Origin of the sequence: Lysobacter sp. CFH 32150 (assembly GCF_022758295.1) — a bacterium.
GTDB lineage: Bacteria > Pseudomonadota > Gammaproteobacteria > Xanthomonadales > Xanthomonadaceae > CFH-32150.
Genome location: NZ_JALDWJ010000002.1, coordinates 20,403 through 45,321 on the forward strand (window position 1 = coordinate 20,403; position 24,919 = coordinate 45,321).

The following is a 24,919-nucleotide window of genomic DNA, read 5'->3' on the forward strand; positions in this document are numbered from 1 at the left end:
GCCAGCCATTGCCGATGCTTCACGGCGACAACCGCCGCGAAGCGCCTCCGTTTTCCAAAGTTCTGCCTTGCCTACGCTCTGCCGCGCACAACGCGGCAATGGTGTCGATCTGTTGCTGCAACGTCGTCGGTATCGCAACGCCGCCTGCGAGCGCGCGTTCGATCCAGCGCGCGGTGCTTGCGGCATCCGTTTCTGGCAGCGGCACGGCGGCATCCGCATCGCCGTATGCGGCTTCGATCACGGTGCGTGCGACGCCATCGGCCAGCCATTCGACCGCTACCTGGCGCCGCGGGTCGGCCGTGGCTTCGCCTTCCGTGCCGCGCGCCAGCAACACGCCCGGGGCGGACGGTGGCGCCTGCGTGTTGAACAACTCGAACAGAGTGTCGCGGTATGGCGGATGCGTGTAATTGACCATTCGCAGCACCGGCGCAGCGAATGGATTGAGCAGCTTGGCCACGGTGTGCGCCGAATTGCGCAAGGCGACGCGTTCGCGCAAGGCCAGCAGTCGCAGCAACGCAGGCGACAGCACGTCGATCGGCACGAAGGCGAACCTCTCGGCCTCGAGCGCCGCTGCTGCCATTGGCAATGATGTGCAGGCCCTGACGCCAAGTTCGGCGAACACCGATGCACTGCTGATGCGGCCATGGCCATCGGCCGCATCGCCGTGCACCAGTACCGGCACGCCTCGTGCGGCCAGCGACAAGGCCAGCAGTGGTACCAGGTTCGGCATCCGGCGCGCGCCGTTGTAGCTGGCGATCACAACCGGTGCGCTGGACATGGTCGGCAACGGCAGCGGCGTCAACGTTGCCTGCGCGGCGTCGAGCATGCCGGCCAGTTCTGCGGCGGTCTCGCCCTTGATGCGATACGCGATCAACAAGGCGCCGAGGCGCAACTCGTCGATATCGCCGGCCAGCATCGCGGCGAACAGGCCGCGTGCCTGCTCGCGCGACAACGAGCGCGCGGTGCGTGCGCCGCGACCGAGTTCGCGCAGCAGCGACGTGATGTCGAGGGCGACAGGCTGCGTCATGGCGTCGGCTCCGCAACGTGTTCGCGGATCAGGCGTTTGAGTTCCGGAACGCAGGAGCCGCATTGCGTGCCGCAGCGCAACGCTGCTTGCAGCCCCGGAAAAGCGTTCGCGGCGAGGCCGCGATAAGCGCGCAACCAGTCGCCGATGGCCTGCTCACCGACGCCGATGCAGTTGCACACCGTGCGCCCACGCGGCTTGTGCGCAGCCGGTGGCGAACGCGACGGCAGCAGCAGGAGGCGGCCCAGCGCCGAAATCGGTTCGCCATTTTCCAGGTAATCGCGCAACCAACCGTAAGCCGACACGTCGCCGGCGATGGACATGCCGGTCAAACGACTGTCATCGATACGCAAGCGGCGCATTGAGCCTCGGCGCGCATCGTTGTAGCTGAGCACGTGCGCGCGATCGTCGAGACCGAACAGGCGTTCCACCGCCGACACCTGTGCGGCGCTCGCCGGTTCGTGCGCAGCCACGCGCCACAGCAACCCGTTGCGTTCGCGCCCGAACGGCACGCAACTGGCATAGGCATAGTCCGCAAAGCCGAGACGCAGCTGTTGCTGCAGTGTCAGCCAATCGCCGTCGGCGAGATACCCCGCCACGATCCATTGCCATGGCAGGTCGGCCTTGAGCAACTTCACGGCCGCGTGCTTGAGTTCCGGTTGCTTCGATACCGGATCGAACGCCGGCGTGGTCAATCCATTGATGCCCAGCGCCGATGCACGACCGGCGCGACCGCCGACCCACTCCTCACCCCAATGCATGGCGATGAAGGTGCAACCCGGTTGCAGGCTGTCGTCCAGCCGCACGCGCATGACCTGGCTGGCGCGACGCGAGGTGACGTAGACGAAATCGTGCTCGGCGACGCCGATACGCGCTGCGTCGTCCGGATTCACATCGATCGCCGGCTCGGGCGCATGCCCGAACAATTGCGCGACCGCTCCGGTGCGGCTCATGCCGTGCCATTGGTCGCGCAGGCGGCCGCTGGTCAGCGCGAAGGGGTAACGGTGGTCGACCGGCTCGGCGACCTCGCGCGGTGCGGCGGCGACAATGCGCGCGCGGCCATCCGGCGTGGCGAAGACGCCGTCGCCGTACAAACGTGTCTGGCCCACAGCCGCACCCTGCGGCAATGGCCATTGTTGCGGCCCTTTCGCCTCCAGCATGGCGTAGGACAGGCCGGTGATATCCAGATCGCGACCGCGGGTGCTTTCGCGGTGTTCGTTCCAGACTTCCTCGGTTGTTTCGTAGGGGAACAGCCGCGGCAAACCTGGGCGCAGCCTTGGCTCCAATCGTCGCGCCACGTCGCATGCGATGCGCCAGTCCGCGCGCGCCTGCGCATACGCCGGCACTGCCGCGCGCACGCGCGAGATGCGCCGCTCCGAATTCGTCACCGTGCCTTCCTTTTCGCCCCACGTACTCGCCGGCAGCAGGACGTCCGCGTAAGGCGCGGTGGCGGTATTGGCATAGGCATCCTGCAGCACGACGAATTCGGCGCGTTCCAGCGCGCGCCGCACCATGCGCTGGTCGGGCAGCGACTGCGCCGGGTTGGTGCAGGCGATCCACAGCGCGCGGATCGCGCCGTCGGCCGCCGCCTCGAACATTTCCACCGCAGTCTTGCCCGGGGTGGCCGGCACGGACGGCACGCCCCATAGCGCGGCGACTTCGGCGCGATGCTCCGGATTGGCGAGATCGCGGTGACCGCCAAGCAGATTGGCCATGCCACCGACTTCGCGTCCCCCCATCGCATTGGGTTGGCCGGTCAGCGAGAACGGACCGGCGCCGGGTTTGCCGATCTGTCCGGTCGCCAGGTGCAGGTGGATCAGCGCCGCATTCTTGTCGGTGCCGGAAGTCGACTGGTTCAGACCCTGGCAATACAGCGACAGGGTCGGGCCATCGGCAAACCAATGCGCAGCCGTGACGATGTCGGCTTCCGGCAGCGCGCACACCGAAGCCGCGCGCGCCGGCGTCCATTCGCGTGCCAGCGCTTCCAGCTCGGCAAAACCGCTGGTATGCGCGGCGATATAGGGGCGATCGATCCGCGATGCGCCGATCAGCACGTGCAGCATGGCCAGGAACAAAGCCACATCGCTACCGGGCGCCAATGGTAGGTACAGGTCCGCACTTTCGGCGGTGTCGGTCCGGCGTGGGTCGGCGACGATCACTCGCAACTTCGGATTGCGCGCGCGTGCATCCTCAAGCCGACGGAACAGGATCGGATGCGCGAACGCTGGATTCGCGCCGGCGACGAACACCGTGCGCGCCTGATCCAGGTCCTCATAACTGCACGGTGGCGCATCTGCACCCAGCGTGCGTTTGTAGCCGGCCACGGCCGAACTCATGCACAGCCGCGAGTTGGTATCGATGTTGTTGGTGCCGATCAGTCCTTTCGCAAGCTTGTTGAAGACGTAGTAGTCCTCGGTCAGCAGCTGGCCTGAAATGTAGAAACCGAGCGCGTCCGGCCCATGCGCCTGGGCAATGTCACCCAGCCGCGCGGCGACGTAGTCGAGCGTGTCGTCCCAACTGGCCGCCCTGCGGGACTGGCTGCGGTCGCGGCGGTATTCCGGCTGCAGTGCACGCACTTGTGCGTAGGCTTCGCGCGCGGCGGTGAGATGCAGCGTCGAGCCCTTGGAACACAGCCGTCCGAAGTTGGCCGGATGCGTTTCGTCACCGCGCACGCCGACGATGCGCTCAAAGCCATCGGTACCGGTTTCGCTTTCGATCACCACGCCGCAACCGACACCGCAGTAGCAGCAGGTCGAGCGCGTTTCGCGTCGCGGCGATGGAGCGTGGACGGCCGCGACGTGCATGGTCAGGAGCTACACGACAGCGCGACGGGCGAATCGGCAGCGAACAGTTCGTCGCGCCGCAAATACACATTGCCGTCCAGTTCGCGCACCTGGAACACTTGGGCGCAACCCACGTCCGGTGCGACGGCGTGGCCGTCGTCGAGGCCGATGTTCCAGCCGTGCAGGGGACAGGTCACGCTGCGGCCGTGCACGATGCCCTGCGACAACGGGCCGCCGCGATGCGGGCAGCGATCGATCACGGCGAACACGTGGTCGTCCTGGGTGCGAAACAGGGCGACGTCGTCGCCGCCTTCGCGCCGGATGACGCGTGCACCGAGCACCGGGATCTCGTCGCGCGCGCATACGCGCAGCCAGATGTTGCGGTCATTGTCATTCCGCATAGGCCGGATCCTTGACGGTGATCGGAATGGGCTTGAACTGGCGCAGATCGACTTTCGCCTTCTCCGGCTCGTGCCAAGGATCAGGTTCATCGCGCAACGCATCCTGCAGGCGCGCATACAACGCACGACGGCCTTCGACGTCTTCGAGCACGCGTTGCTTGCAGTAATCCAGGCCGACGCGGCCGATGTAATGCACGGTGCGTTCGAGGTAAAAACCTTCCTCGCGATAGAGCTGCAGGAAGGCGCCGGCGTACTCGAGCACCTCCTCGTGCGTCTTCAGCTTGCAGAAAAACTGGGCGACTTCGGTCTTGATGCCGCCGTTGCCGCCGACGTAGATCTCCCAGCCCGAGTCCACGCCGATCACGCCGACATCCTTGATGCCGGATTCGGCGCAGTTGCGCGGACATCCCGACACCGCCAGCTTGACCTTGTGCGGCGCGTACATGCGCCACAGCGCCTGTTCGAGCTCGATACCCATGCGCGTGGAGTCCTGCGTGCCGAAACGGCACCACTCCGAACCCACGCAGGTCTTCACCGTGCGCAACGCCTTGGCGTAGGCATGGCCACTGGGCATGTCGAGGTCGCGCCAAACACCCTGCAGATCCTCTTTCCTGACGCCAAGCAGGTCGATGCGCTGGCCCCCGGTGACCTTGACCGTAGGGATCCGGTACTTGTCGACCACGTCGGCGATGCGGCGCAGCTCGCTTGCGTTGGTGACACCACCCCACATGCGCGGCACGACCGAATAGGTGCCGTCCTTCTGGATGTTGGCGTGGGCGCGCTCGTTGATGAAGCGCGACTGCGGCTGGTCGCGCGCTTCATGCGGCCAGGTGCTGAGCAGGTAGTAATTGAGCGCCGGCCGGCAGCTGGCGCAGCCGTCGGGCGTCTTCCAGCCCAGGTACCGCATCGCGCTCGCCATCTCGACCAGATGCTCTTCGCGGATGGCCGTGCGCACTTCTTCATGGCTGTGCTCGGTGCATGGGCACAGCGGTTTCTTTTTCGGCGTGGCCGAATAATCGCCACCCAGCGTGCTGGCAAGGATCTGTTCGACCAGGCCGGTGCACGAGCCACAGGAACTCGATGCCTTGGTGTGCTTGCGCACTTCTTCGACGGTGAACAGCCCCTTGCTTTTGACCGCCGATACGATCGCGCCCTTGCACACACCGTTGCAGCCGCAGACTTCGGCGTCGTCGGCCATCGCCATCGCCTTGTCGGCGCCGCCGTGGCCGGTGTCCCCGAGATTGCTCTCGCCGAACATCAGCGCATCGCGGATGTCAGCCACGTTGCGGCCGTCCCTAAGCAGCTTGAAATACCACGAGCTGTCGGCGGTATCGCCATAAAGGCAGGCGCCGACCAGCTTGTCGTCCTTCAGCACGAGTTTCTTGTAAACGCCGCCGATCGGATCGGACAGGATGATTTCCTCGGTGCCCTCTCCGCCCATGAAATCGCCGGCGGAAAACAGATCGATGCCGGTGACCTTGAGCTTGGTCGACGTGATCGATCCCGCATAGCGACCGATGCCAAAGCGTGCCAGGTGATTGGCGCAGACCTTGGCCTGCTCGAACAACGGTGCCACCAGGCCATAGGCAACACCGCGATGGCTGGCGCATTCGCCGATGGCATATACGCGCGGGTCGTACGTCATCATGGTGTCGTCGACCACGATGCCGCGGTTGCAATGCAGGCCGGACTGCTCGGCCAGTTCGGCATTCGGGCGGATGCCGATGGCCATCACCACCAGCTCGGCGAGAATCTCTGCGCCATCGGCAAAACGCACGGCACGCACCCGGCCCTGCTCGTCGCCTAGCAAGGCCTCGGTTTTGCGCGACATGGCGAAAGCGATCCCGCGTTGTTCCAGCGAAATCTTCAGCAGGTTGGCCGCGGTCGGATCGAGTTGCCGCTCCATCAGGCTGTCCAGCAGGTGGATCACGGTCACGTCCATGCCGCGACGTTTGAGCCCGTTGGCCGCTTCCAGCCCGAGCAGACCGCCGCCGATCACCACCGCACTTCGATGCCGCGCTGCGGCCGCGATCATCGCTTCGGTATCGGCGATGTCGCGGTAAGCCAGCACGCCCTCGAGCTCGCGCCCCGGGATCGGCAGGATGAAAGGCGTCGAACCAGTGGCGAGCAGCAGGCGGTCGTATGCGGCCTCGGTACCGTCTTCCGCGATCACCCGGCGCGATGCACGATCGATGCGTGCGACTTTCTTGCCTGCATGCAACGTAATGCCGTGTTCTCGGTACCACGACCAGTCGTTGAGGACGATCTCCTCCAGCGTCTGTTCGCCGGCCAGTACCGGTGACAGCAGGATGCGGTTGTAGTTGGGATGCGGCTCGGCGCCGAAGACGGTGATGTCGTAAAGGTCCGGCGCGAGTTTCAGCAACTCTTCCAGCGTGCGTACGCCGGCCATGCCATTGCCGATCAGGACGAGCCTGGGTTTTTTCATTGCGTCGTTCCCCTGACGGGGCCCAACAGCAAGGCGCGATGTGCGGTGTCCACCAAGTCGAAGGCGACGCCGGGTTCGTCGATGAGCGGTGGCCTGTGCTCTGGAAACATGGACGCCCTCCTAGGGAACAGGTAGGGCCAAGCAAGTGTCATGCCAGTACAAATTCGTCGCAACTTATTGTTTTTATTACGAAAGATTTCAGTTGAAACTGATAATACGCACCAGTACGGTGCAGACAGCCCCGGCTTGGTGCGACGCAACAAGCGGGCGCGCGGTCGTCATCACGCGACGGATGTCGTTTCGCTGCGTGGACAACGCCAGAGCAGGGCCTCCGCACACCCGTCACACCGCAAATTGCGCTCGCCTTGTGTCGCTCGTTGGACGCTGACGCTTCGCTCGAGAGCGTCCGGATGCAATGAGCCTCCGTTCCATGGGTGGTCGTTTGCGGCATAATTACGGGGCTGAATCTCGGCGTGTTTTCTCCCCGCCTCCCCCTTACTCGCTGCACCCGGAGCCCCAATGGCCGACTCCTTCGCCACTCGCGCGCAACTCGACGTCAACGGCAAGTCCTACACCTATTCCAGCCTGCCGAAACTCGGCGAGCGCTTCGATCTGGCCAAGCTGCCTTATTCGATGAAGATCCTGCTCGAGAACCTGCTGCGCCACGAGGATGGCGTCACGGTCACCAAGGAGCACATCGAAGCCGTGGCCCAATGGGACGCCAAGGCCGAGCCTGACACCGAGATCGCCTTCATGCCGGCGCGCGTGGTGCTGCAGGACTTCACCGGCGTGCCCTGCGTGGTCGACCTGGCGGCGATGCGCGATGCGGTCGGCAAACTCGGCGGCAACGCCAGCCAGATCAATCCGCTGATCCCGTCCGAATTGGTGATCGACCACTCGGTACAGGTCGACGTGTTCGGCCGCCCGGATGCACTGGAGCTCAACGGGAAGATCGAATTCGAACGCAACCAGGAGCGCTACAGCTTCCTGCGCTGGGGCCAGAAGTCGTTAGAGAACTTCAAGGTCGTGCCGCCGAACACCGGCATCGTCCACCAGGTGAACCTGGAGAACCTCGCCCGCGTGGTGATGGGCCGTGAAGTCAACGGCGAACTGCAGGCGTTCCCGGATACCGTGTTCGGTACCGACTCGCACACCACCATGATCAACGGCATCGGCGTGCTCGGCTGGGGCGTCGGTGGCATCGAGGCCGAAGCCGCAATGCTCGGGCAGCCATCGTCGATGCTGATTCCGCAGGTCGTCGGCTTCAAGCTCACCGGCAAGTTGCCGGAAGGCACCACCGCCACCGACCTGGTGCTGACCGTCACCCAGATGCTGCGTGCGCTGGGCGTGGTCGGCAAGTTCGTCGAGTTCTACGGCGACGGCCTGCAGCACCTGCCGCTGGCCGATCGCGCGACGATCGCCAACATGGCGCCGGAGTACGGCGCGACGTGCGGCATCTTCCCGATCGACGCCGAAGCCGTGACCTACCTGCGCCTGTCCGGCCGCAGCGAAGCGCAGATCGCGCTGGTCGAGTCCTACGCCAAGGCGCAGGGGCTTTGGCACGACGCCAATTCGCCGCACGCGACCTACTCCGCCACGCTCGAGCTCGACCTCAACGACGTCAGGCCCTCGCTGGCCGGCCCCAAGCGCCCGCAGGACCGCGTGCTGCTGGAGAAGGTCAAGGACAACTTCCACGCCAATCTCGAGGGCCTGACCGTCAATCGCCAGGCCAAGAATGGTGTGGCGCGGCTGGAGGCCGAAGGCGGCGCCCAGCCACAGGCCGAACACCTCGCTGCCAAGCCGAAATCGAAGATCCGCATCCACGATCAGGATTGCGACCTGGCCGATGGTTCCGTGGTCATCGCGGCCATCACGTCCTGCACCAATACGTCCAACCCGGCGGTGATGCTGGGCGCCGGCCTGCTTGCGCGCAATGCGGTCAAGCTCGGGCTGAAGGCCAAGCCATGGGTGAAAACCTCGCTCGGCCCGGGTTCGCTGGTCGTGACCGACTATCTCAAGAAAGCCGGTGTACTCGACGATCTGGAGAAGCTTGGCTTCTATGTGGTCGGCTACGGCTGCACCACCTGTATCGGCAACTCCGGCCCACTGCCGGATGAAGTGTCGAAGGGCATCGCCGAGAACGAACTCGTCGTCGCGTCGGTGCTTTCCGGCAACCGCAATTTCGAAGGCCGCGTGCATCCCGAAGTGAAGATGAACTATCTGGCGTCGCCGCCGCTGGTCGTCGCCTATGCGCTCGCCGGCACCGTCGACATCGACCTGAACACCGAGCCCGTTGGCCATACCCCGGACGGCAAGGACGTATTCCTGCGCGATATCTGGCCGTCGAACAAGGAAATCGGCGACACCATCGCCGCCACGGTCGGTCCGGAACTGTTCGCGCAGAACTACGCCGACGTGTTCAAGGGCGACAGCCGCTGGAACCAGATCGCGTCGCCGGATGGCGAGTCGTTCAAGTGGGACGAGTCCTCGACCTACATCAAGAACCCGCCCTACTTCGACGGCATGACCATGGCTGTCGGCCACATCAACGACGTGCATGGCGCGCGCGTGCTCGGCCTGTTCGGCGACTCGATCACCACCGACCACATCTCGCCTGCAGGCAACATCAAAAAGGATTCGCCGGCGGGTCGCTTCCTGCAATCCAAGGGCGTGCAGCCGGCCGACTTCAACAGCTACGGCTCGCGCCGCGGCAACGACGACGTGATGGTGCGCGGCACGTTCGCCAACATCCGCATCAAGAACCTGATGTTCGGTGGCGAGGAAGGCGGCAACACGTTGTACTTCCCGAAGAACGGCGGTGCCGGTGAGAAGCTGGCCATCTACGACGCGGCGATGAAGTACAAGGCCGACGGCGTGCCTTTAGTGGTCTTCGCAGGCAAGGAATACGGCACCGGCTCCTCGCGCGACTGGGCGGCCAAGGGCACCAACCTGCTGGGCGTGAAAGCGGTCGTCGCCGAGAGCTTCGAGCGTATCCATCGCTCCAACCTGGTCGGCATGGGCGTCCTGCCGCTGCAGTTCAAGGATGGCGAGAATGCGAAGTCGCTAGGGCTGGATGGTTCGGAAACGATCGATATCGTCGGTCTCAACGACGGTGCGGCGAAGCTCGCCACGTTGATCGCGAAGAAACCAGGCGGCGATGAGACCCGCTTTGAAGCCAAAGTATTGCTGCTGACGCCGAAGGAAGTCGAATACTTCAGGCATGGCGGTTTGCTGCACTACGTGCTGCGCCAGCTGGCGGCAAAGAAAGCGGCGTAAGCGCTACGCGTCGTAAAGAAAGAGGCGGCTGCGGCCGCCTTTTTCGTTTATCTGGCTGTCACAGCCGCTCTTTCCACTGCGCACTAACCAGTCGCCACTCATCGTCTTCCAGGCGCCAGCCTGTTTCGACCTCATACACCTGTCCGGATTCCGGCAAGAGTCCGCCTGCGCCGGCTGTCAGTGCGGCCGTGAAGCGGACAGTCGCGTGACGGTCCTGCAGTGCAATCTCCAGCGGGCCCAACGTTGCTCCAGTAGAGCGATAGCGGAAAAACAGCGCCTGTGCCAGGCGTCGCGCGCCTGTCTTATCGAGCCCATCCGGGCCGATGAAATCCTCCGCCAGTTGCGCTTCCACGGCGGCCGCATCCCGTTCCCCTACCGCTGCCTCCAGTTCGGCGACGGTCTCGCGCAGTGCTTGCTCCGGTGGGGTGCGGGCGCAGCCGGCAGTCCCGACCCACAACGCCAGGATGCAGGCGATAGATCCAAATCGGCTAGCCATGTTGGGTCCATTCCGGAAACGTGATCGGGCCTAGCGTAAGCGCGGCCGGACTGACCTTGCCAGCCCCTAGGGCCTGTGCTCCAATCATTCAAAACACCCATACGGCGCCGCATTTGCCGACGTCCAGCGGTTATTTCGGGGGAGATCGCAATGAGTTTCGAACGTCCTTGGCTGTCCAGCTATCCGTCCGACGTTCCCGAACAGATCGACATCGATGCATTCCCGTCGATCGTCGCGGTGTTGCAGAACGCGATCGACAAATTCCGCGATCGTCCGGCTTACGCCAACCTTGGCAAGGTGCTGACTTATGGCGACATCGACCGGCTCAGCCAACAATTCGCGGCCTACCTGCTCGGCGAGTTGAAGCTGAAGAAAGGCGATCGCGTCGCGATCATGCTGCCGAACTGCCTGCAGTATCCGATCGCGATCTTCGGCATCCTGCGCGCCGGGCTGACGGTGGTGAACGTCAATCCGATGTATACACCACGCGAGCTGAAGCACCAGTTGGTCGACTCGGGCGCCAGCGCGATCCTGGTGCTCGACAATTTCGGCCAGACCGTCCAGGAAGTCGTCGCGGACTCGCCGGTGCAACAGGTGATCACCACTGGCCTGGGCGACATGCTGGGCTTCCCCAAGGGCGCGATCGTCAACTTCATGCTCAAGCACGTGAAGAAGATGGTGCCCGATTACGACATTCCCGGTGCCATTCGCTTCAAGGACACCCTCACCCTCGGCCAGATGCGGGCGCTGCCCGAAGTCGCGATCGCTCCCGACGACATCGCGTTCCTGCAATACACCGGCGGCACCACCGGCGTGGCCAAGGGGGCGATGCTCACGCACCGCAACCTCGTCACCAACATGCTGCAGGCCTCGGCTTGGATCGCCGGCAGCATGAAACCCGGTGAGGAACTCATCGTTACTGCATTGCCGCTGTACCACATCTTCGCGTTGACCGCGAACAGCCTGGTCTTCATGAACCTCGGCGCGCTGAACTACCTGATCACCAATCCGCGCGACATGGCCGGATTCGTCAAGGAGCTGTCGAAGATTCCGTTCACGGCCATTACCGGCGTCAATACGTTGTTCAACGGCCTGCTCAACACGCCTGGTTTCGACAAGGTCGACTTCTCGCACCTGCGCTTGACGCTGGGCGGCGGCATGGCGGTGCAACGCGCAGTGGCGGAACGCTGGAAGCAAGTCACCGGTTGCCCGCTCATCGAGGCTTACGGCCTGACCGAAACCTCACCCGCTGCGTGCATCAACCCATGGAACCTGAAGGACTACAACGGCTCAATCGGCTTGCCGATCCCATCGACGGATGCCTGCGTCAAGGACGAGGATGGCAACATGCTGCCGGTCGGCGAAGTCGGTGAACTGTGCATCAAGGGCCCACAGGTGATGAAGGGCTACTGGCAGCGCCCGGCGGAAACCGCCAAACAGATCGACGCCGATGGGTGGTTGCACACCGGCGACATGGCGCGGATGGACGAGAAGGGATTCTTCTACATCGTCGACCGCAAGAAGGACATGATCCTGGTGTCCGGTTTCAACGTGTACCCGAACGAGATCGAGGACGTGGTTGCGATGATGCCAGGCGTGCTTGAAGTCGCCGCGGTGGGCGTACCGGACGAGAAGTCGGGCGAAGCGATCAAGGTGGTGATCGTGAAGAAGGATCCGACTTTGACCGCCGAGCAGGTCAAGGAACACGCTCGCCAGAACATGACTGGCTACAAGCAGCCCAAGTACGTCGAGTTCCGCACCGAACTGCCCAAGACCAACGTCGGCAAGATCCTGCGCCGCGAGTTGCGCGACTCAGCTGCCAAGGCGTCCTGAAAAACACCCAATAGGCTCGTGAGGCTGTTGCAGCTGCTGATCACGCGATCAGCGGCTACTCGGGTATCAGATCAGGTCGCCGACTTGTTCAAGTTCCTGAGGATCAGCTCGCTGACTTCGTCCAAGGATGGATTCGACGGCATGTCCATCATGTCAAAAGTGAAGTCCAGTTCGGTTTCGATGTCGAGCATCAGGTCGACCATCAGGATGGAGTCGATTCCGATATCCGCCCGCCGCGTATCACCGCGCAGCTGGCTCATATCGATTGAAAAGCGCTCATGAAGCATCTCTTTCAGCTTCGCCAAAACCTGCTCTTTGTCCATAGACCGTCTCCCTGGAAATCGATTCCTGCACGGATATGCAGCATACGTAATTCTGCCCGCCCCGATCACGGCGCCAATCCTGGTAGCTGGCGTAAGTAGCGGTTTGGCTGCGGTCGGACTACGATGCTCCGCAGGAAGCGATCCCGGCTGGCGTAAGGGGGCTGCCGGTCACACGAAAATGCGGTGGGGCGCTGATCAAGATGAAAACAGCAAGCCACTTAGCATCTGACCACGACATCGAATTCAGTGTGAAGGCCCAGGCCCTGCTTCGACTGAAGCTGGGTTTTCCGATCCTGGCGCTGATGGTGCTTGCGATCTGGTTCTGGGGGCCGTCGTCGCCCGCGATCGGCTGGACGCAGATCGGTGCCTGGCTCGCGATCCATGCCGCCTACAATTTCGTGGCGCTGCACTTTGCCACCCGCCTGCGGCCGTTCTCGGCCTGGGAGGTCGTGGTCGTTACGGCGATCCTCGACCCCATCATGCTGTCGGGCTGGCTGGCGCTGATGGGCCCGCCAGCCCTTGTCTTCGTGGGCTTCTACCTGTTCACGATACTCGGCCACGGTTTCCGTGTCGGTGTCGTGCCGATGCGGATCTGCCAGTGCGTGACGCTGGCCGGATTCTTGATCGTGGTCTGGGTTTCGCCGGTATGGCGGGGACAGCCGTTGATCTCGCTATCCCACATCGTGCTACTGATCGTGGTCCCGTTGTATGCCTCGATGCTGCTCCGAAAATTGCATGCCGCTCGCGAACATGCCGAACGTGAGAGCCAGGCCAAGTCCCAGCTGCTGGCGAACGTCAGTCATGAGTTGCGCACACCGCTGACCGGCATAGTCTCTTCAGCGCAACTGATCGAAGCCGAAACGCGCGATCCGCTCATCTCCGAGCGTGCCGCCGCTATTCTGAAGCTGTCATCGGCACTGAATACGGAAATCAATCAACTGCTGGACTTGGCCAAGCATCAAGCCAAGCAGATCAGGCCGGAATCGGCCGCGTTCGATCTGGCGAGCGTATTGCAGCACCTGCAGCTCACGCTGAGGCCGATCGCTGCCGTCCGAAACATCGAGTTCGCGGTCCAGGTGGACGAGCGGGTGCAACAAGCCGTGATAGGCAACGCGCATGAACTGAGCAGTGTGCTGATGAACCTGGCCGGTAATGCCATCAAGTTCACCGAAAAGGGACGGGCGGACGTTTCTGTGGAGGTGATCGAAGACCTGGCCGATGAGTATTTGCTGCGATTCAGTGTGCAGGACACCGGCATCGGCATACCGCCGGAACTCCAGGAAAAGATCTTCGAGCCGTTCTATCAAGTATCCACCGGCGCCGCCCGACGATATGGAGGAACCGGGCTGGGCACCACCATTGCGAAGGAGCTTGTCACCCTGATGGGAGGCACGTTACACGTGAAGAGCGTGCCGCACCGAGGCAGCCTGTTCTGGTTCGAGTTGCGCATGGTCAAGGCCACCTCAGTGTCCGCTGAGGTCCCCGAGGAAGCGCCGGCCCATGCCGTCGACGCCAAGCACATCCTGGTCGCCGACGACCATGCAACGAACCTGATGCTGGTGAAGGAAATGCTCAAGAAGGACCGGCACATTGTCGCGACCGCCCAATCCGGTGCGGAGGCACTTGAATGCCTCAATACGATGTCGTTCGACGCGGTCTTTCTCGATTTCCATATGGCGGACATGGATGGCGCCGAAGTATTCGAGTTGTATCGCTTCGGGAAGGTGCACACGGCACCCACTTTCTTCATCACCGCCGATACCACTGCGGCCACCACGCGACGGCTGCTCGATCTGGGTGCGGCAGGACTCTTGCACAAGCCGATCACGTTCGAAAAACTGCGCGCGGCCTTGGCCGGCCAGTTCCAGAACGAACCAGGTCCCGATTCGCAGTTGCAGGTGTCCCAGCACCCATCGGCGCTGTTGAAGGCCGTGCCGGTCGCGTATATCGATTTGCAGGTACTCGATGTCCTGCGCGAAGTCAGCGAAGCACCAGAGTTCCTGACCAAGATGCTCTCGGCTGGCATCGCGGACATGGAGCGGCTGAGCGCAGAACTGATGCCCTCGCTGGAAAACGTCGACATCGAGGCGGTGCGCTTTCACGCCCACGCCCTGAAGGGGGTCAGCCTCAATCTGGGAGCGGTACGCCTCGCCACGCTCGCCAATCGGCTGATGACGGTTTCTGCAGGAGAGCTACGGCACACCAAGCAACAGTGGCGGGCGGATATCGAAGAGGCGATCAGGTGCAGCATCGCCGGCCTGCGCGATGTCCTGACGCCACGACGGCCTGATCGCCGCAGCCGATCCACGTGATGGGGAGCAGCCCTCGGCCACCCCCGACCCACTCGTGAATTTTCGAACCGTGCCCGCCGTTCACGCCGCCAAACGTCGAGGTTCCGCCTGTTGTCCCTGCTGCAACATGATCAGCATATCCAGCGCGCGCAGTTCTTCAGCGCTCAGCTGCAAGGCCGTCTCGACCCATTCGTCTACTACCTGGGCGCATTCCTGGTAGTCGAGCGGTGCGAGACGGTGCCGGCTACGCTGTAGCATCATGCGGGCCTTCCGGCGGGAGGCATGCGTCGCGATGAACTGTTCTACGGCCTGCTGGCCACGGCCGGTCGGGCAGATTTCGTCGATCACGCCCATCTCGAGCAGTTCCGGTGCCGAATAGATTCGCTTGTTGGTCATCATGCGCTCGGCTTGATGGACGCCCACGCGTCGGGCCAGCAAACCCATACCACCCGTGCATGGAAACAGCCCGAACATGATTTCGGGGAACCCGAAGGTGCTTTGTTCCTCGGCGATCAGGAAATCGGTACTCAACGCGATTTCAAAACCTCCGCCCAGCGCCCGGCCTTGCACCAGGGTGATCGACGTCACCGTGTCCTTGAGCAAGGTCGACCAGTCATGTAGTAGCTCCAGGCAGCGCCTCGAATACCCGTACAGCGCCGCCTTGTTTCGCTCGTTGATGCAAGTGCGGAAGTGGCTCAGGTCACCGCCCAGGCTGAAGTATTCGGGATGATTGGATTGCATGACGGCGTAATGGAAGGGCAGCTGCTGCCCGTCGTGCGACCAGTGACCGCCACTCGCCTTCAAGGTCTGCATCATGGCGTGAAATTCAGCCAGCAACGCCGGTGTGAAATTCTGGGGGCCTCCGTTAGGGTCCTGGTTCAGTGTTATCCACAAGGTATTCACCTTGGATCGCGTCATGTCTGTGGAAATGCGACTCGCCGATAGGGATTCCGTTATCGATGTAGAAAGTTCGACCGCGTTCATTGCTTTGCTCTCCTGCTGTGGGGCACCTCTGAAAAATCGCCGCTACGATGGCGCCTTCGGTTCACACGCAACGACTAATGCCACGTTGGTGCCACCGAAGCCGCAAGAAAATGACAGCGCTCGCTTAATGGGCCGGTTTGCAATGGACTGGCAAGCCACGTGATTCAATCCGCAGCGTGGGTCGATCTCTTCGAGGTGGGCCGTCGCTGGGAGCAACGATTCGTTCATGGCGATCACCGTGATCAGTAACTCGAGCGCGCTGGTTGCGCCGAGCAGATGTCCATGCACAGACTTCGTGGAACTCACCGGCACCGATTCGGCGGAGTCGCCGAATACGGAGCGGATGGCGTTCGCCTCGATGACATCGCCGCCATGGGTGGCTGTGGCGTGCGCGTTCAGATAATCGAGTTCGCCAGGTTCAATGCCTGCATCCGCCAGCGCAGCACGCAACGCTGCCGCCTGCCCCGTCGCCTCCGGCATGCCGATGTGGTGAGCATCACTCGATATGCCGTAGCCCGTCACGTACCCATAGCACCGAGCGTTGCGCGCTCTGGCGTGCGATTCCGATTCAAGCACGAGGAAAGCAGAGCCTTCGCCAAGCACCAGCCCGGCGCGGTCAGTCGCAAACGGCTTACAGCTGCGTGCAACATCGGACGGGTCGGGAGGCGCAAGTGCGCGGGTGCCATCGAAAACGCTGAAGGGAATGGCCATCAAGGGCGCTTCCGCACCGCCGGCGATCGCAACGTCCAAGTAGCCGTCGGCGATCGCGCGGGCTGCTTCGCCGATGGCGACCCCCGACGATCCGCACGCGCTGGCGTGGGTGACGACGGGGCCCCGAATCTGGTGCCGGATCGCGATCTGCGCCCCGCCGCCGTTGCCCATGATCGCCATCGCCGTAAACGGCCGCGCGGCTTGCTTCCCCTCGACGAGCAATTGCTGATACCAAGCTTGCGCGGTAGCACCGCCACCGTTGACATTGCCGTAATAGAGCCCGGCGCGCATTCCATAGTCGGAAAAATCGTTGAAGCCGGCATCCAGGATGGCCTGACGGGCCGCCAGAATCGCCAAGTGCTGGCAACGGTCAAGGAACGGCTGTTCCAGTTTCGCAAACTCATCTTCGAAGGAGCGTCTGATGACTCCTGCGGGAAAAGCTTTCTTCAAGGGCGCCGCTTCGATCAGGGAGATACCGGAGCGGGTGCTGGAAAGCGAGGCCGTGACCTGGGTCACATCCAGCCCGATGGGTGACAACACCCCCAATCCGGTAATGGCTACTGCCCTTCTGCTCATATGCCCCCCTATCTCCAAAGGAGAGTGTATGCCGCCTTCCCCGAACGATACGCCGCGACGCCGGGCAGCTGAACGGGGCCAGCCATCGGCTCGGATAATCGTGCCGAGTCGTGAGCCCGCGCACGCTTGCCTTTCAATTTCAAACGCTCGTTCGTTTGCAAAAGGCTCTATGCGCTGCCACAGCTCATGGCTGATCTGCGACGGATGATCGCCGTCTCTTCTTCTGTCAGCGGCGCGGGCTTCAGCAACGGCACGGTGTCGGATCGCAATCTGCCGATGTCATGCAACAGCGCGGCCAATTCGATCAACCAAACCCCGTCTTCGAATATGCCTGATGTTCCGCGATCAGCCCGGTGACGTGTGACATGCGCTCATGGTAGGCAGCACTGATACCGGCCGCGTGTGCCAGACGTGTCAGGGTTTCACGCTCGCGTTCCTCGCCTCGTTCATGGCAGGTTGCGGAGTGCGTGTAGTTCGCGCGGCCGTACCGGTTTGACCGGAAAGTCGATAACGCCAGCGTCTCCGGCTGCCCAAGTTCTTCGAATTCCGCACCGAGCAGCCCAAAGGGCAACGTCGGCAAGACTCTGCGCAAGAACCTACCCGACTCGCCCCCCGCCCCTGAGCCATTCCGGGCGGACCGCCCAGTCAATCCGCCTATCCGGCCGCCCTGACAATTCACTTGCGGTTTACCCTTGGAGGGTGCATAGAGGTCGGCAATCGGGCGTGCTGTGCCTTCCAAATGGCCGCCATCCTCCGAGCCCGATCGTTGGCGGCCCCAATTCAGGGGAAAACTCCCATGCGCAACGTCGAGCCACTACATCGCGATACCACTTTATCCACCATCCGCATCCAGCACGATCCCAACAACGATTCGCACTGGTGCTTCATGCACGCGCAGCAGGCATTCGCCGACCCGGCGTATCGAGCCTGCTTCTCGCCGAAGTTGTTGCGTGAGTTGCGGCTGTTCGCGCAACAGACCATCGATTCGATCGCGCAACAATCCACCCTCTCGGAAACGCACTTGGCACACATCGTGCTTGCATCCGACACGCACGTCTTCAACCTGGGTGGCGACCTCGATCTGTTCGCGCAGCTGATCCGCACGCGTGACCGCGGGGGCCTGCTGCGTTATGCACGTGAATGTGTCGATAGCGTGCATTTGCTGCACAGCCGGCTGCATCCCAACGCCCACACGATCGGCCTGATCGAAGGCGACGCGCTCGGCGGCGGCCTTGAACTCGCCCTTGCCTGCCAGACCGTCGTTGCCGAAAGCGGCGTGCAGATGGGTTTCCCGGAGGTACTGTTTGGCCTGTTCCCGGGCATGGGTGCCTATTCGCTGCTGTCGCGCCGGGTCAGCCCGAAGCTAGCCGAAGAGATGATGCTCAACGGCGTGATGTATAGCAGCGACGAGCTGCATCGCATGGGCATCGTTGATGTTCTGGTGCCCAAGGGCGAAGGCGTGCGCGCAGTACATGAGCTGATCCGACAGAACCGCCGCATCGCCGCCGCGCGCTTGGCCTTGCATCGTGTTCGCGACCATGTGCATCCGCTCAGCCTGGACGAACTGACCCGCATCACCGAAATCTGGGTGGACACCGCGCTGCAACTCGGGGACAAGCAGCTGCGGATGATGGAACGGCTGGTGCGCGCACAGTTGCGGCGTCCGGAAACGACGACAGAGGAAGCCAGCATCAACGTAGCGAGCTGAACCGGGGCAACGGATTTTTGGGTTAGCCGCGATCGCCGTCGGCTTCGGCGCGCGGCAGGTCGCCGCGCTGGCGCAGTGTAGTCAGCGCTTGTTCCAGCTGTAGCCGCAGTCGCGCCAATATCGCGCGCCAGTCGCCCTGCAGCTGGATATTGCCCATCCGCATGGCGGCCGACGCATTTTCGGCCAGCACTACTGCACCCATGTTCCCGGCCGCGCCCTTGAGCGCATGGCAGGCATCCCGGTAGGCGTCCCAGCGCGCCGCTGTACCAGTCGTCTCCAATTCGTCGATGGCCTTGCGCGCATCGCGTGCGCATTCGATCAGGAAACGCTGTACGAAGGCTTCGCCCAGATCCATCTGCCGCAGCTCGTCCAGTATCTGCCGCGAGATCGCGCCATCGCTGACAACCACGGGTCGCGGTGCAGCCTGCTCGTCCGACCTGGCGACGATGCCGTCGCCGATCTCGGCGAGCTTGTCGAGCAGCTTTTCGACAACGATCGGCTTGGACAGGAATGCGTAAGCGCCGGCGCGCTCACATTCCATTTGTGCTTCCGGCGTGGCATCGGCGGTGAGCACGATGAACGGCGTCCGTTTGTGTCCGGCCTGCATGAAGCGGGCTTGTTTGATCGTTTCCAAGCCGCTGAGGCCGGGCATGTGCAGGTCGGTGATCACCACATCGAACTGCTGCGCCTCAAGTGCGTTCAGCACCGCTTCGCCGTCTTCGACCAGTTGCAGGCGATGTCCGGCGCGCTCCAGCAGGCGTTGCATCACCATCACATTCGCGGGTTGATCGTCGGCGACCAGCACACGTAGCGGCCGGACCCGCGCGCGATGGCGCACGAACGGATCGCTGAAAGCGATGACGTTGCTGGTGGCAGTCGCGGCCGGCTTCGCGGCTTGCAGCCGGAACGGCACGTCGATCCAGAAATGCGAGCCGACGCCCTCCTCGCTTTCGACACTGAGGTGACCGCCGAGGATCTCGGTCAGGGCCAGCGCGATGGTAGTGCCGAGGCCGGTACCGCCATAGCGGCGGTCGCGTCCGCTGTCCGCCTGTTCGAAGGCGTGGAAGATGCGCTTCAGCGCCTCCGGCGTGATGCCGATGCCGGTATCGCGCACCGAGAAGCAGAACTGCCCCGCTTCCGAGCTGCGCTCGAGCACCGACACCTCGAGTTCGACCTTGCCGGTCTCGGTGAATTTGATCGCGTTCGTCAACAGATTGACCAGGATCTGCTGCAGATGACCGCTATCGCCATTCAGTGCATCAGGCACGTCAGGTGGCAGCAGGATGTCGAACGCCAGACCCTTCGCGTGCGCGCTCGGTTGCAGCATCATCTTGATGTTGTCGATCAGCGCACGCAGGCTGAAATCGGTGTCGTTGCGCTTGAGCTTGCCGGCTTCGATCGCGGAGATGTCGAGCACATCCTCGACCAGGGCTTGCAGCGAGCGTGCCGAGGCGCGAATGACTTCGGCGCTATCGCGCTGGTCCGGCGTCAGCGACGAGGTGGCCAGCAGTTCCGCCATGCCAACGATGCCGTTAAGCGGGGTGCGGAATTCGTGGCTCATGTTGGCCACGAAGCGGCTCTTGGCCGCGCTCGCCGCCTTGGCCATTTCGGTCGCCCGCACCAGCGCCTTCAGCAACGAACTCAAGTACAAAGGCACGGCGATCAATCCGACCAGCAAGCCCCAACCTATCCAGGGATTGGCCTGCCAGTACGGCGTGGTCAGGATCACCGTGAGGAAGGTGGTGCAGGCGAAACCGATCGCCAGATACAGATAACGCGGCCCGTAGCGTAGGCCGTTGCCGATCGTGACCCAGAGGATGATGACGTACATCGGCGCCAGCAACTGCCCCAGCAGGTACATGCCGACGCCCATCAGGCTGTAATCGACGCACATCCCTAGGAGACGACGCGGGTGCGAGGCCGCCGGCCGCGCCGTGATCCAGCCGATGATGATCAAGCTGACCGCGAACGCCAACCCCAGGAAACGCAGCGACAGCTGTGAAGCTTCCGCCACTTCCGGACGCAGGTTGGCCACCAGCAACACATAGATCAACACGACCACCAGCATGACCAGGCGAACCAGCGCCTGCTGATGCTCGCTGTCCGGTCGGCCAGCAAACTGGCGCTTTACCCTGGACAGCAGCGCCGACATCAGCGCTCCGACCACGGCCGCGGGTTGACCGCGGAGTAGCGCTGGCAGATGTCCTCCAGCCGGGCACGGTTGCGTATGAGTACATCGGCGCAGCGTGGATCGAACAGGCGTCCGCGCTGGGCGTAGATATAAGCCAGTGCGGAATCGACACTCCACGGCTGCTTGTACGGGCGTGGCGAGATCAGTGCGTCGAACACGTCCGCGACCGCCACGATGCGCGCTTCCAGTGGAATGGCGTCGCCGGCCAGGCCGTCTGGATAGCCACTGCCGTCGTAGCGCTCGTGATGGCGCAGCGCGATCATGGCGCCGGTCTGGATGAACCGGTTCTGGCTGCCACTGAGCAGTTCGTGCCCCAGCTGCGGATGCTTGCGCATCACTATGATCTCGCTCTCGGTGAGCGGACCCGGCTTCATCAGGATCGCATCCGGGATCGCGATCTTGCCCATGTCGTGCAGCGGTGCGGCCATCTCGATGACACGCGCTTCATCCTCGGACATGCCAAGGCCTTCGGCGATCAACCCCGCCACATGGGACATGCGCTCCAGGTAGGCGCTGGTGCCGGCATCGCGATATTCGATCGCGCGTGCGAGCCGCGACAGGGTCTCGCGCTCGCGCTCCTCGACCTCGTTCATGCTCGACAGCAGTCGTTGCTCCAACGACAACGCCCGTTGCTTCACGTTCTCCGATTGCTGGCGCAGCTGCAGCAGGTTGCGGCAACGTGCACGCAATTCGCGTGGCCGGACCGGTTTGACCAGGAAGTCGATGACGCCGGCGTCCAGCGCAGCCTGACGTATCGGCTCGTCGCCGACCACGGTGACCAGCACGATCGGCACATCGCGGTGCACTGGCGGCCGGCGGAAGCGCCGCGCGAACTCAAGGCCGTCCATTCCCGGCATGCGGTAATCGAGCAGGAGCAGGTCGGGACGGTTCTGTTCGCACCAGCCGAGCGCGACGGTCGGGTCGCCGAAATCGTGCACGGCTAACTCGGGACCGATGTCCTCGAGGATGTGGCGCAACATGCTGCGCGCCGAAGTTTGATCGTCGACGATGACGACATTCACATCATTAACCCGCATAGAGTTGGCCGTCGTCCTTGGCTGGCGGACGGGCCGAGCATACTCCGCCGCGGTTATTTTTGCCCGGTGGACCGGTTAGCCGTGCGTTTCCGGTCGCATGTACGGGAACAGCAGCACGTCACGGATCGAGGCCGAGTCGGTAAGCAGCATGACCAAGCGGTCGATGCCGACGCCGAGGCCACCGGTCGGCGGCAGGCCGACTTCGAGGGCACGGATGTAGTCGGCGTCGTAATGCATGGCCTCGTCGTCGCCCCCCTCCTTCGCGTCGACCTGGGCGCGGAAGCGTGCGGCCTGGTCCTCGGGGTCGTTCAATTCCGAGAACCCGTTGGCCAGTTCCTTGCCCCCGACGAACAGTTCGAAGCGGTCGGTGATGCCGGGCTCGCTGTCCGATTCACGCGCCAGTGGGCTGACTTCCACGGGATAGTGGGTGATGAAGGTCGGCTGGACCAGGCCGGCCTCGACCGTCTTCTCGAAAATCTCCAGCAGCAGCTTGCCCCACCCATGCTGGGCTTTGACGTGGATGCCGAGGCGCTCGCAGTGGCGTACGAGCGCGTCGCGGTCGCGGCAGTCGGCGGCGCTGATGTTGGGGTTCAACTCGCGGACCGCCTCTTCGAGTTTCCAGCGGCGGAACTTCGGTCCGACATCGATCGCATTGCCTTCCCACTGCAGCGCCGTCGTACCGATAGCCTCGATCGCGACGTCGCGGATCATGGCCTCGGTCAGGTCCATGACTTCGTCGTAAGTGGCATAGGCCTCGTACAACTCGAGCATGGTGAACTCGGGGTTGTGGCGGGTACTGACGCCTTCGTTGCGGAAATTGCGATTGATCTCGTACACCCGCTCGAAGCCGCCGACTACCAGGCGCTTGAGATACAACTCCGGCGCCACCCGCAGGTACAGGTCGAGATCGAGCGCGTTGTGGTGGGTGACGAACGGCTTCGCGGTCGCGCCGCCGACGATGTAATGCATCATCGGGGTCTCGACTTCGAGGAAGCGACGCGCATCGAGCCAGCGCCGGATTGCGGCGATGACTTGCGAGCGCTTGACGAAAACGTCGCGCGCTTCCGGCGTCACGATCAGATCGACGTACCGCTGGCGATAGCGTTGTTCGACATCGCTCAGACCATGCCACTTGTCGGGCAGTGGCCGTAGCGACTTGGTCAGCAGCCGCAGCACGTCGGCCTTGACCGACAGCTCGCCGGTCTTGGTACGCATCAGCGTGCCTTCGGCAGCGATGATGTCGCCGACGTCCCACCCCTTGAACGCGTCGTAGCTGTCGCCGAGCACGGTCGATTGCAGGAACAGCTGGATCCGGCCGGACACGTCCTGGATCTGTGCGAAGGCGGCCTTGCCCATGACTCGTTTCGCCAGCAGGCGCCCGGCCAGCGCTACGCGCGTGCCCTCGCCTTCCAGCGCTTCGCCGGTCCAGCGTTCGGCATCGGCGTACTGCGCCTGCAGGTCACCGGCGTAATCGGCGCGACGGAAATCGTTCGGAAACGCCACGCCCTGCGCGCGCAGCGCCGTGAGTTTGGCGCGACGCTCGGCGATCAGGTGGTTCTCGTCGATGTGCGGCGTTGTCGTTTCGTCGGTCATGGCTGCTGGCAAGGGTGGATGGCTTTTTGTGGGAGCGGCGTAAGCCGCGATGCTAGTCGGCCCCAGTCGCGACTTACGCCGCTCCCAGACGGAGATTACGCTGCATCGCTGCGTTTCGACCCTGCCTCGAGCCCCGATTTCAGGCTGGCCTCGATGAACTCGTCAAGGTCGCCATCGAGCACCTTCTGCGTATCGGTGCGCTCGATGCCGGTGCGCAAATCCTTGATCCGCGACTGGTCGAGCACATAGTTGCGGATCTGGCTGCCCCAGCCGATGTCGGACTTGGTCGCTTCCAGCGCATCCTTCTCGGCGTTGCGCTTCTGCACTTCGAGCTCGTACAGCTTGCCGGCCAGCATCTTCATCGCTCGGTCGCGGTTGGCATGCTGCGAACGTTCGGTCTGGCACGCGACGACCGTGTTGGTGGGAATGTGCGTAATACGCACCGCCGACTCGGTCTTGTTGACGTGCTGGCCACCAGCGCCCGAGGATCGGTACACATCGGTCCTGAGATCGGCTGGATTGATATCGATATCGATGTCGTCGTCGACTTCCGGCGACACGAACACCGAAGTAAACGACGTATGCCGGCGGTTGTCGGAGTCGAACGGCGACTTGCGCACCAGCCGGTGCACGCCGATCTCGGTCTTGAGCCAGCCGTAGGCGTAATCGCCTTCCACCCGGAACGTCGCCGACTTGATGCCGGCAACGTCGCCGCCGCTGACTTCCAGCAGTTCGGTCTTCCAGCCGCGCGACTCGGCCCAGCGCAGGTACATGCGCAGCAGCATCTCGGCCCAGTCCTGCGCCTCGGTGCCGCCGGCGCCGGCCTGGATGTCGACGAAGGCCGAATGCGAATCCATCTTGCCGGAGAACATCCGGGTGAATTCGAGTTGCTCGACGCCGCGGGCATAGCGCTCGACGTCGACGACGATCGCGTTGGCGGTGTCCTGGTCGTCTTCCATCTCGACCAGGTCCAGCAGCTCATTGGAGCCTTCAAGGCCCTCCATCAGCTCGCGGATGCCGTGGACGGTCTTGCCCAGCAGCGAACGCTCGCGGCCTAGCGCCTGGGCGCGTGCGGAGTCGTTCCAGATATCGGGATTCTCAAGTTCCCGGTTGACTTCTTCCAGACGCTCTACCTTGGCGTCGTAGTCAAAGATACCCCCTCAGCGCATGCAGCCGGCCCGTGAGGTCGGCGATGCGCTGGCGGATGGGATTCAGCTCGATCATGTTGCGGAAATCATTGGCAAAC

16 protein-coding genes and 1 pseudogene are annotated in these 24,919 nt (G+C 63.2%); 4 read left to right on the forward strand and 13 right to left on the reverse strand.

What is annotated here, in order from left to right; all coding sequences use genetic code 11:
- Positions 1–19: 19 nt before the first annotated feature.
- Genes ybiB through nirB form a run of 4 tightly spaced genes read right to left on the reverse strand, consistent with a single transcriptional unit; the run spans position 20 to position 6,654 of the window.
- Positions 20–1,027 carry a DNA-binding protein YbiB gene (ybiB, locus tag MO486_RS03595; protein WP_242904652.1) on the reverse strand — a complete coding sequence of 336 codons (1,008 nt, stop codon included), beginning with the start codon at positions 1,025–1,027 and terminating at the stop codon, positions 20–22.
- Positions 1,024–3,828, reverse strand: coding sequence for a nitrate reductase (locus MO486_RS03600; protein WP_242904653.1), 2,805 nt, complete (start codon positions 3,826–3,828; stop codon positions 1,024–1,026). Before MO486_RS03600 ends, ybiB begins: the two co-directional genes overlap by 4 nt.
- A 2-nt stretch (positions 3,829–3,830) precedes the next feature.
- Positions 3,831–4,208, reverse strand: a complete 378-nt coding sequence (gene nirD, locus MO486_RS03605) for a nitrite reductase small subunit NirD (protein WP_242904654.1) — start codon at positions 4,206–4,208, stop codon at positions 3,831–3,833.
- Entirely contained in the window at positions 4,198–6,654 is a 2,457-nt protein-coding gene (gene nirB / locus MO486_RS03610) for a nitrite reductase large subunit NirB (protein WP_255745763.1), read from the reverse strand. Before nirB ends, nirD begins: the two co-directional genes overlap by 11 nt.
- A gap of 519 nt (positions 6,655–7,173) precedes the next feature.
- Between nirB and acnA the strand changes: the two genes are divergently transcribed.
- On the forward strand, positions 7,174–9,930 hold the full coding sequence (acnA, locus tag MO486_RS03615; RefSeq protein ID WP_242904656.1) for an aconitate hydratase AcnA: 2,757 nt from the start codon (positions 7,174–7,176) through the stop codon (positions 9,928–9,930).
- A gap of 58 nt (positions 9,931–9,988) precedes the next feature.
- Here acnA and MO486_RS03620 read toward each other — a convergent pair whose 3' ends face one another.
- On the reverse strand, positions 9,989–10,426 hold the full coding sequence (locus MO486_RS03620) for a nuclear transport factor 2 family protein (protein WP_242904658.1): 438 nt from the start codon (positions 10,424–10,426) through the stop codon (positions 9,989–9,991).
- A 150-nt stretch (positions 10,427–10,576) separates the two neighbouring features.
- On the opposite strand from MO486_RS03620, the gene MO486_RS03625 reads away from it, so the two are divergent.
- On the forward strand, positions 10,577–12,259 hold the full coding sequence (locus MO486_RS03625; protein WP_242904661.1) for a long-chain fatty acid--CoA ligase: 1,683 nt from the start codon (positions 10,577–10,579) through the stop codon (positions 12,257–12,259).
- A gap of 71 nt (positions 12,260–12,330) precedes the next feature.
- Here the strand turns inward: MO486_RS03625 and MO486_RS03630 are convergent, their stop codons facing one another.
- The gene (locus MO486_RS03630; RefSeq protein WP_242904663.1) at positions 12,331–12,582 is read right to left on the reverse strand and encodes an acyl carrier protein; all 252 of its coding nucleotides are present in this window, start codon (positions 12,580–12,582) and stop codon (positions 12,331–12,333) included.
- A gap of 200 nt (positions 12,583–12,782) precedes the next feature.
- Between MO486_RS03630 and MO486_RS03635 the strand changes: the two genes are divergently transcribed.
- Positions 12,783–14,894 carry an ATP-binding protein gene (locus tag MO486_RS03635; RefSeq protein WP_242904665.1) on the forward strand — a complete coding sequence of 704 codons (2,112 nt, stop codon included), beginning with the start codon at positions 12,783–12,785 and terminating at the stop codon, positions 14,892–14,894.
- Between the two features lie 60 nt (positions 14,895–14,954).
- Here MO486_RS03635 and MO486_RS03640 read toward each other — a convergent pair whose 3' ends face one another.
- From MO486_RS03640 to MO486_RS03650, 3 genes and pseudogenes are all read right to left on the reverse strand, one after another.
- Positions 14,955–15,857, reverse strand: coding sequence for a crotonase/enoyl-CoA hydratase family protein (locus MO486_RS03640; RefSeq protein ID WP_242904667.1), 903 nt, complete (start codon positions 15,855–15,857; stop codon positions 14,955–14,957).
- Positions 15,858–15,899: 42 nt separating this feature from the next.
- Positions 15,900–17,144, reverse strand: coding sequence for a beta-ketoacyl-[acyl-carrier-protein] synthase family protein (locus tag MO486_RS03645; protein WP_242904669.1), 1,245 nt, complete (start codon positions 17,142–17,144; stop codon positions 15,900–15,902).
- A 197-nt stretch (positions 17,145–17,341) separates the two neighbouring features.
- A pseudogene (locus MO486_RS03650) lies at positions 17,342–17,689 on the reverse strand (two-component system response regulator); the annotation flags it as partial.
- Positions 17,690–17,940: 251 nt separating this feature from the next.
- On the opposite strand from MO486_RS03650, the gene MO486_RS03655 reads away from it, so the two are divergent.
- On the forward strand, positions 17,941–18,852 hold the full coding sequence (locus tag MO486_RS03655; RefSeq protein WP_242904671.1) for a crotonase/enoyl-CoA hydratase family protein: 912 nt from the start codon (positions 17,941–17,943) through the stop codon (positions 18,850–18,852).
- A gap of 22 nt (positions 18,853–18,874) precedes the next feature.
- Here MO486_RS03655 and MO486_RS03660 read toward each other — a convergent pair whose 3' ends face one another.
- The 4 genes from MO486_RS03660 to prfB form a co-directional block, all read right to left on the reverse strand.
- Positions 18,875–21,004 (reverse strand): ATP-binding protein, encoded by a 2,130-nt coding sequence (locus tag MO486_RS03660; RefSeq protein WP_242904673.1) that lies wholly within the window; start codon positions 21,002–21,004, stop codon positions 18,875–18,877.
- Positions 21,004–22,080, reverse strand: coding sequence for a two-component system response regulator (locus tag MO486_RS03665; protein WP_255745772.1), 1,077 nt, complete (start codon positions 22,078–22,080; stop codon positions 21,004–21,006). Before MO486_RS03665 ends, MO486_RS03660 begins: the two co-directional genes overlap by 1 nt.
- A 75-nt stretch (positions 22,081–22,155) precedes the next feature.
- Positions 22,156–23,673, reverse strand: coding sequence for a lysine--tRNA ligase (gene lysS, locus MO486_RS03670; RefSeq protein WP_242904675.1), 1,518 nt, complete (start codon positions 23,671–23,673; stop codon positions 22,156–22,158).
- A gap of 95 nt (positions 23,674–23,768) precedes the next feature.
- A protein-coding gene (prfB, locus tag MO486_RS03675; RefSeq protein WP_242904676.1) for a peptide chain release factor 2 occupies positions 23,769–24,897 on the reverse strand; the annotation gives its coding sequence in 2 pieces (ribosomal slippage) (positions 23,769–24,821 and positions 24,823–24,897; 1,128 coding nt in all).
- Positions 24,898–24,919 lie beyond the last annotated feature (22 nt).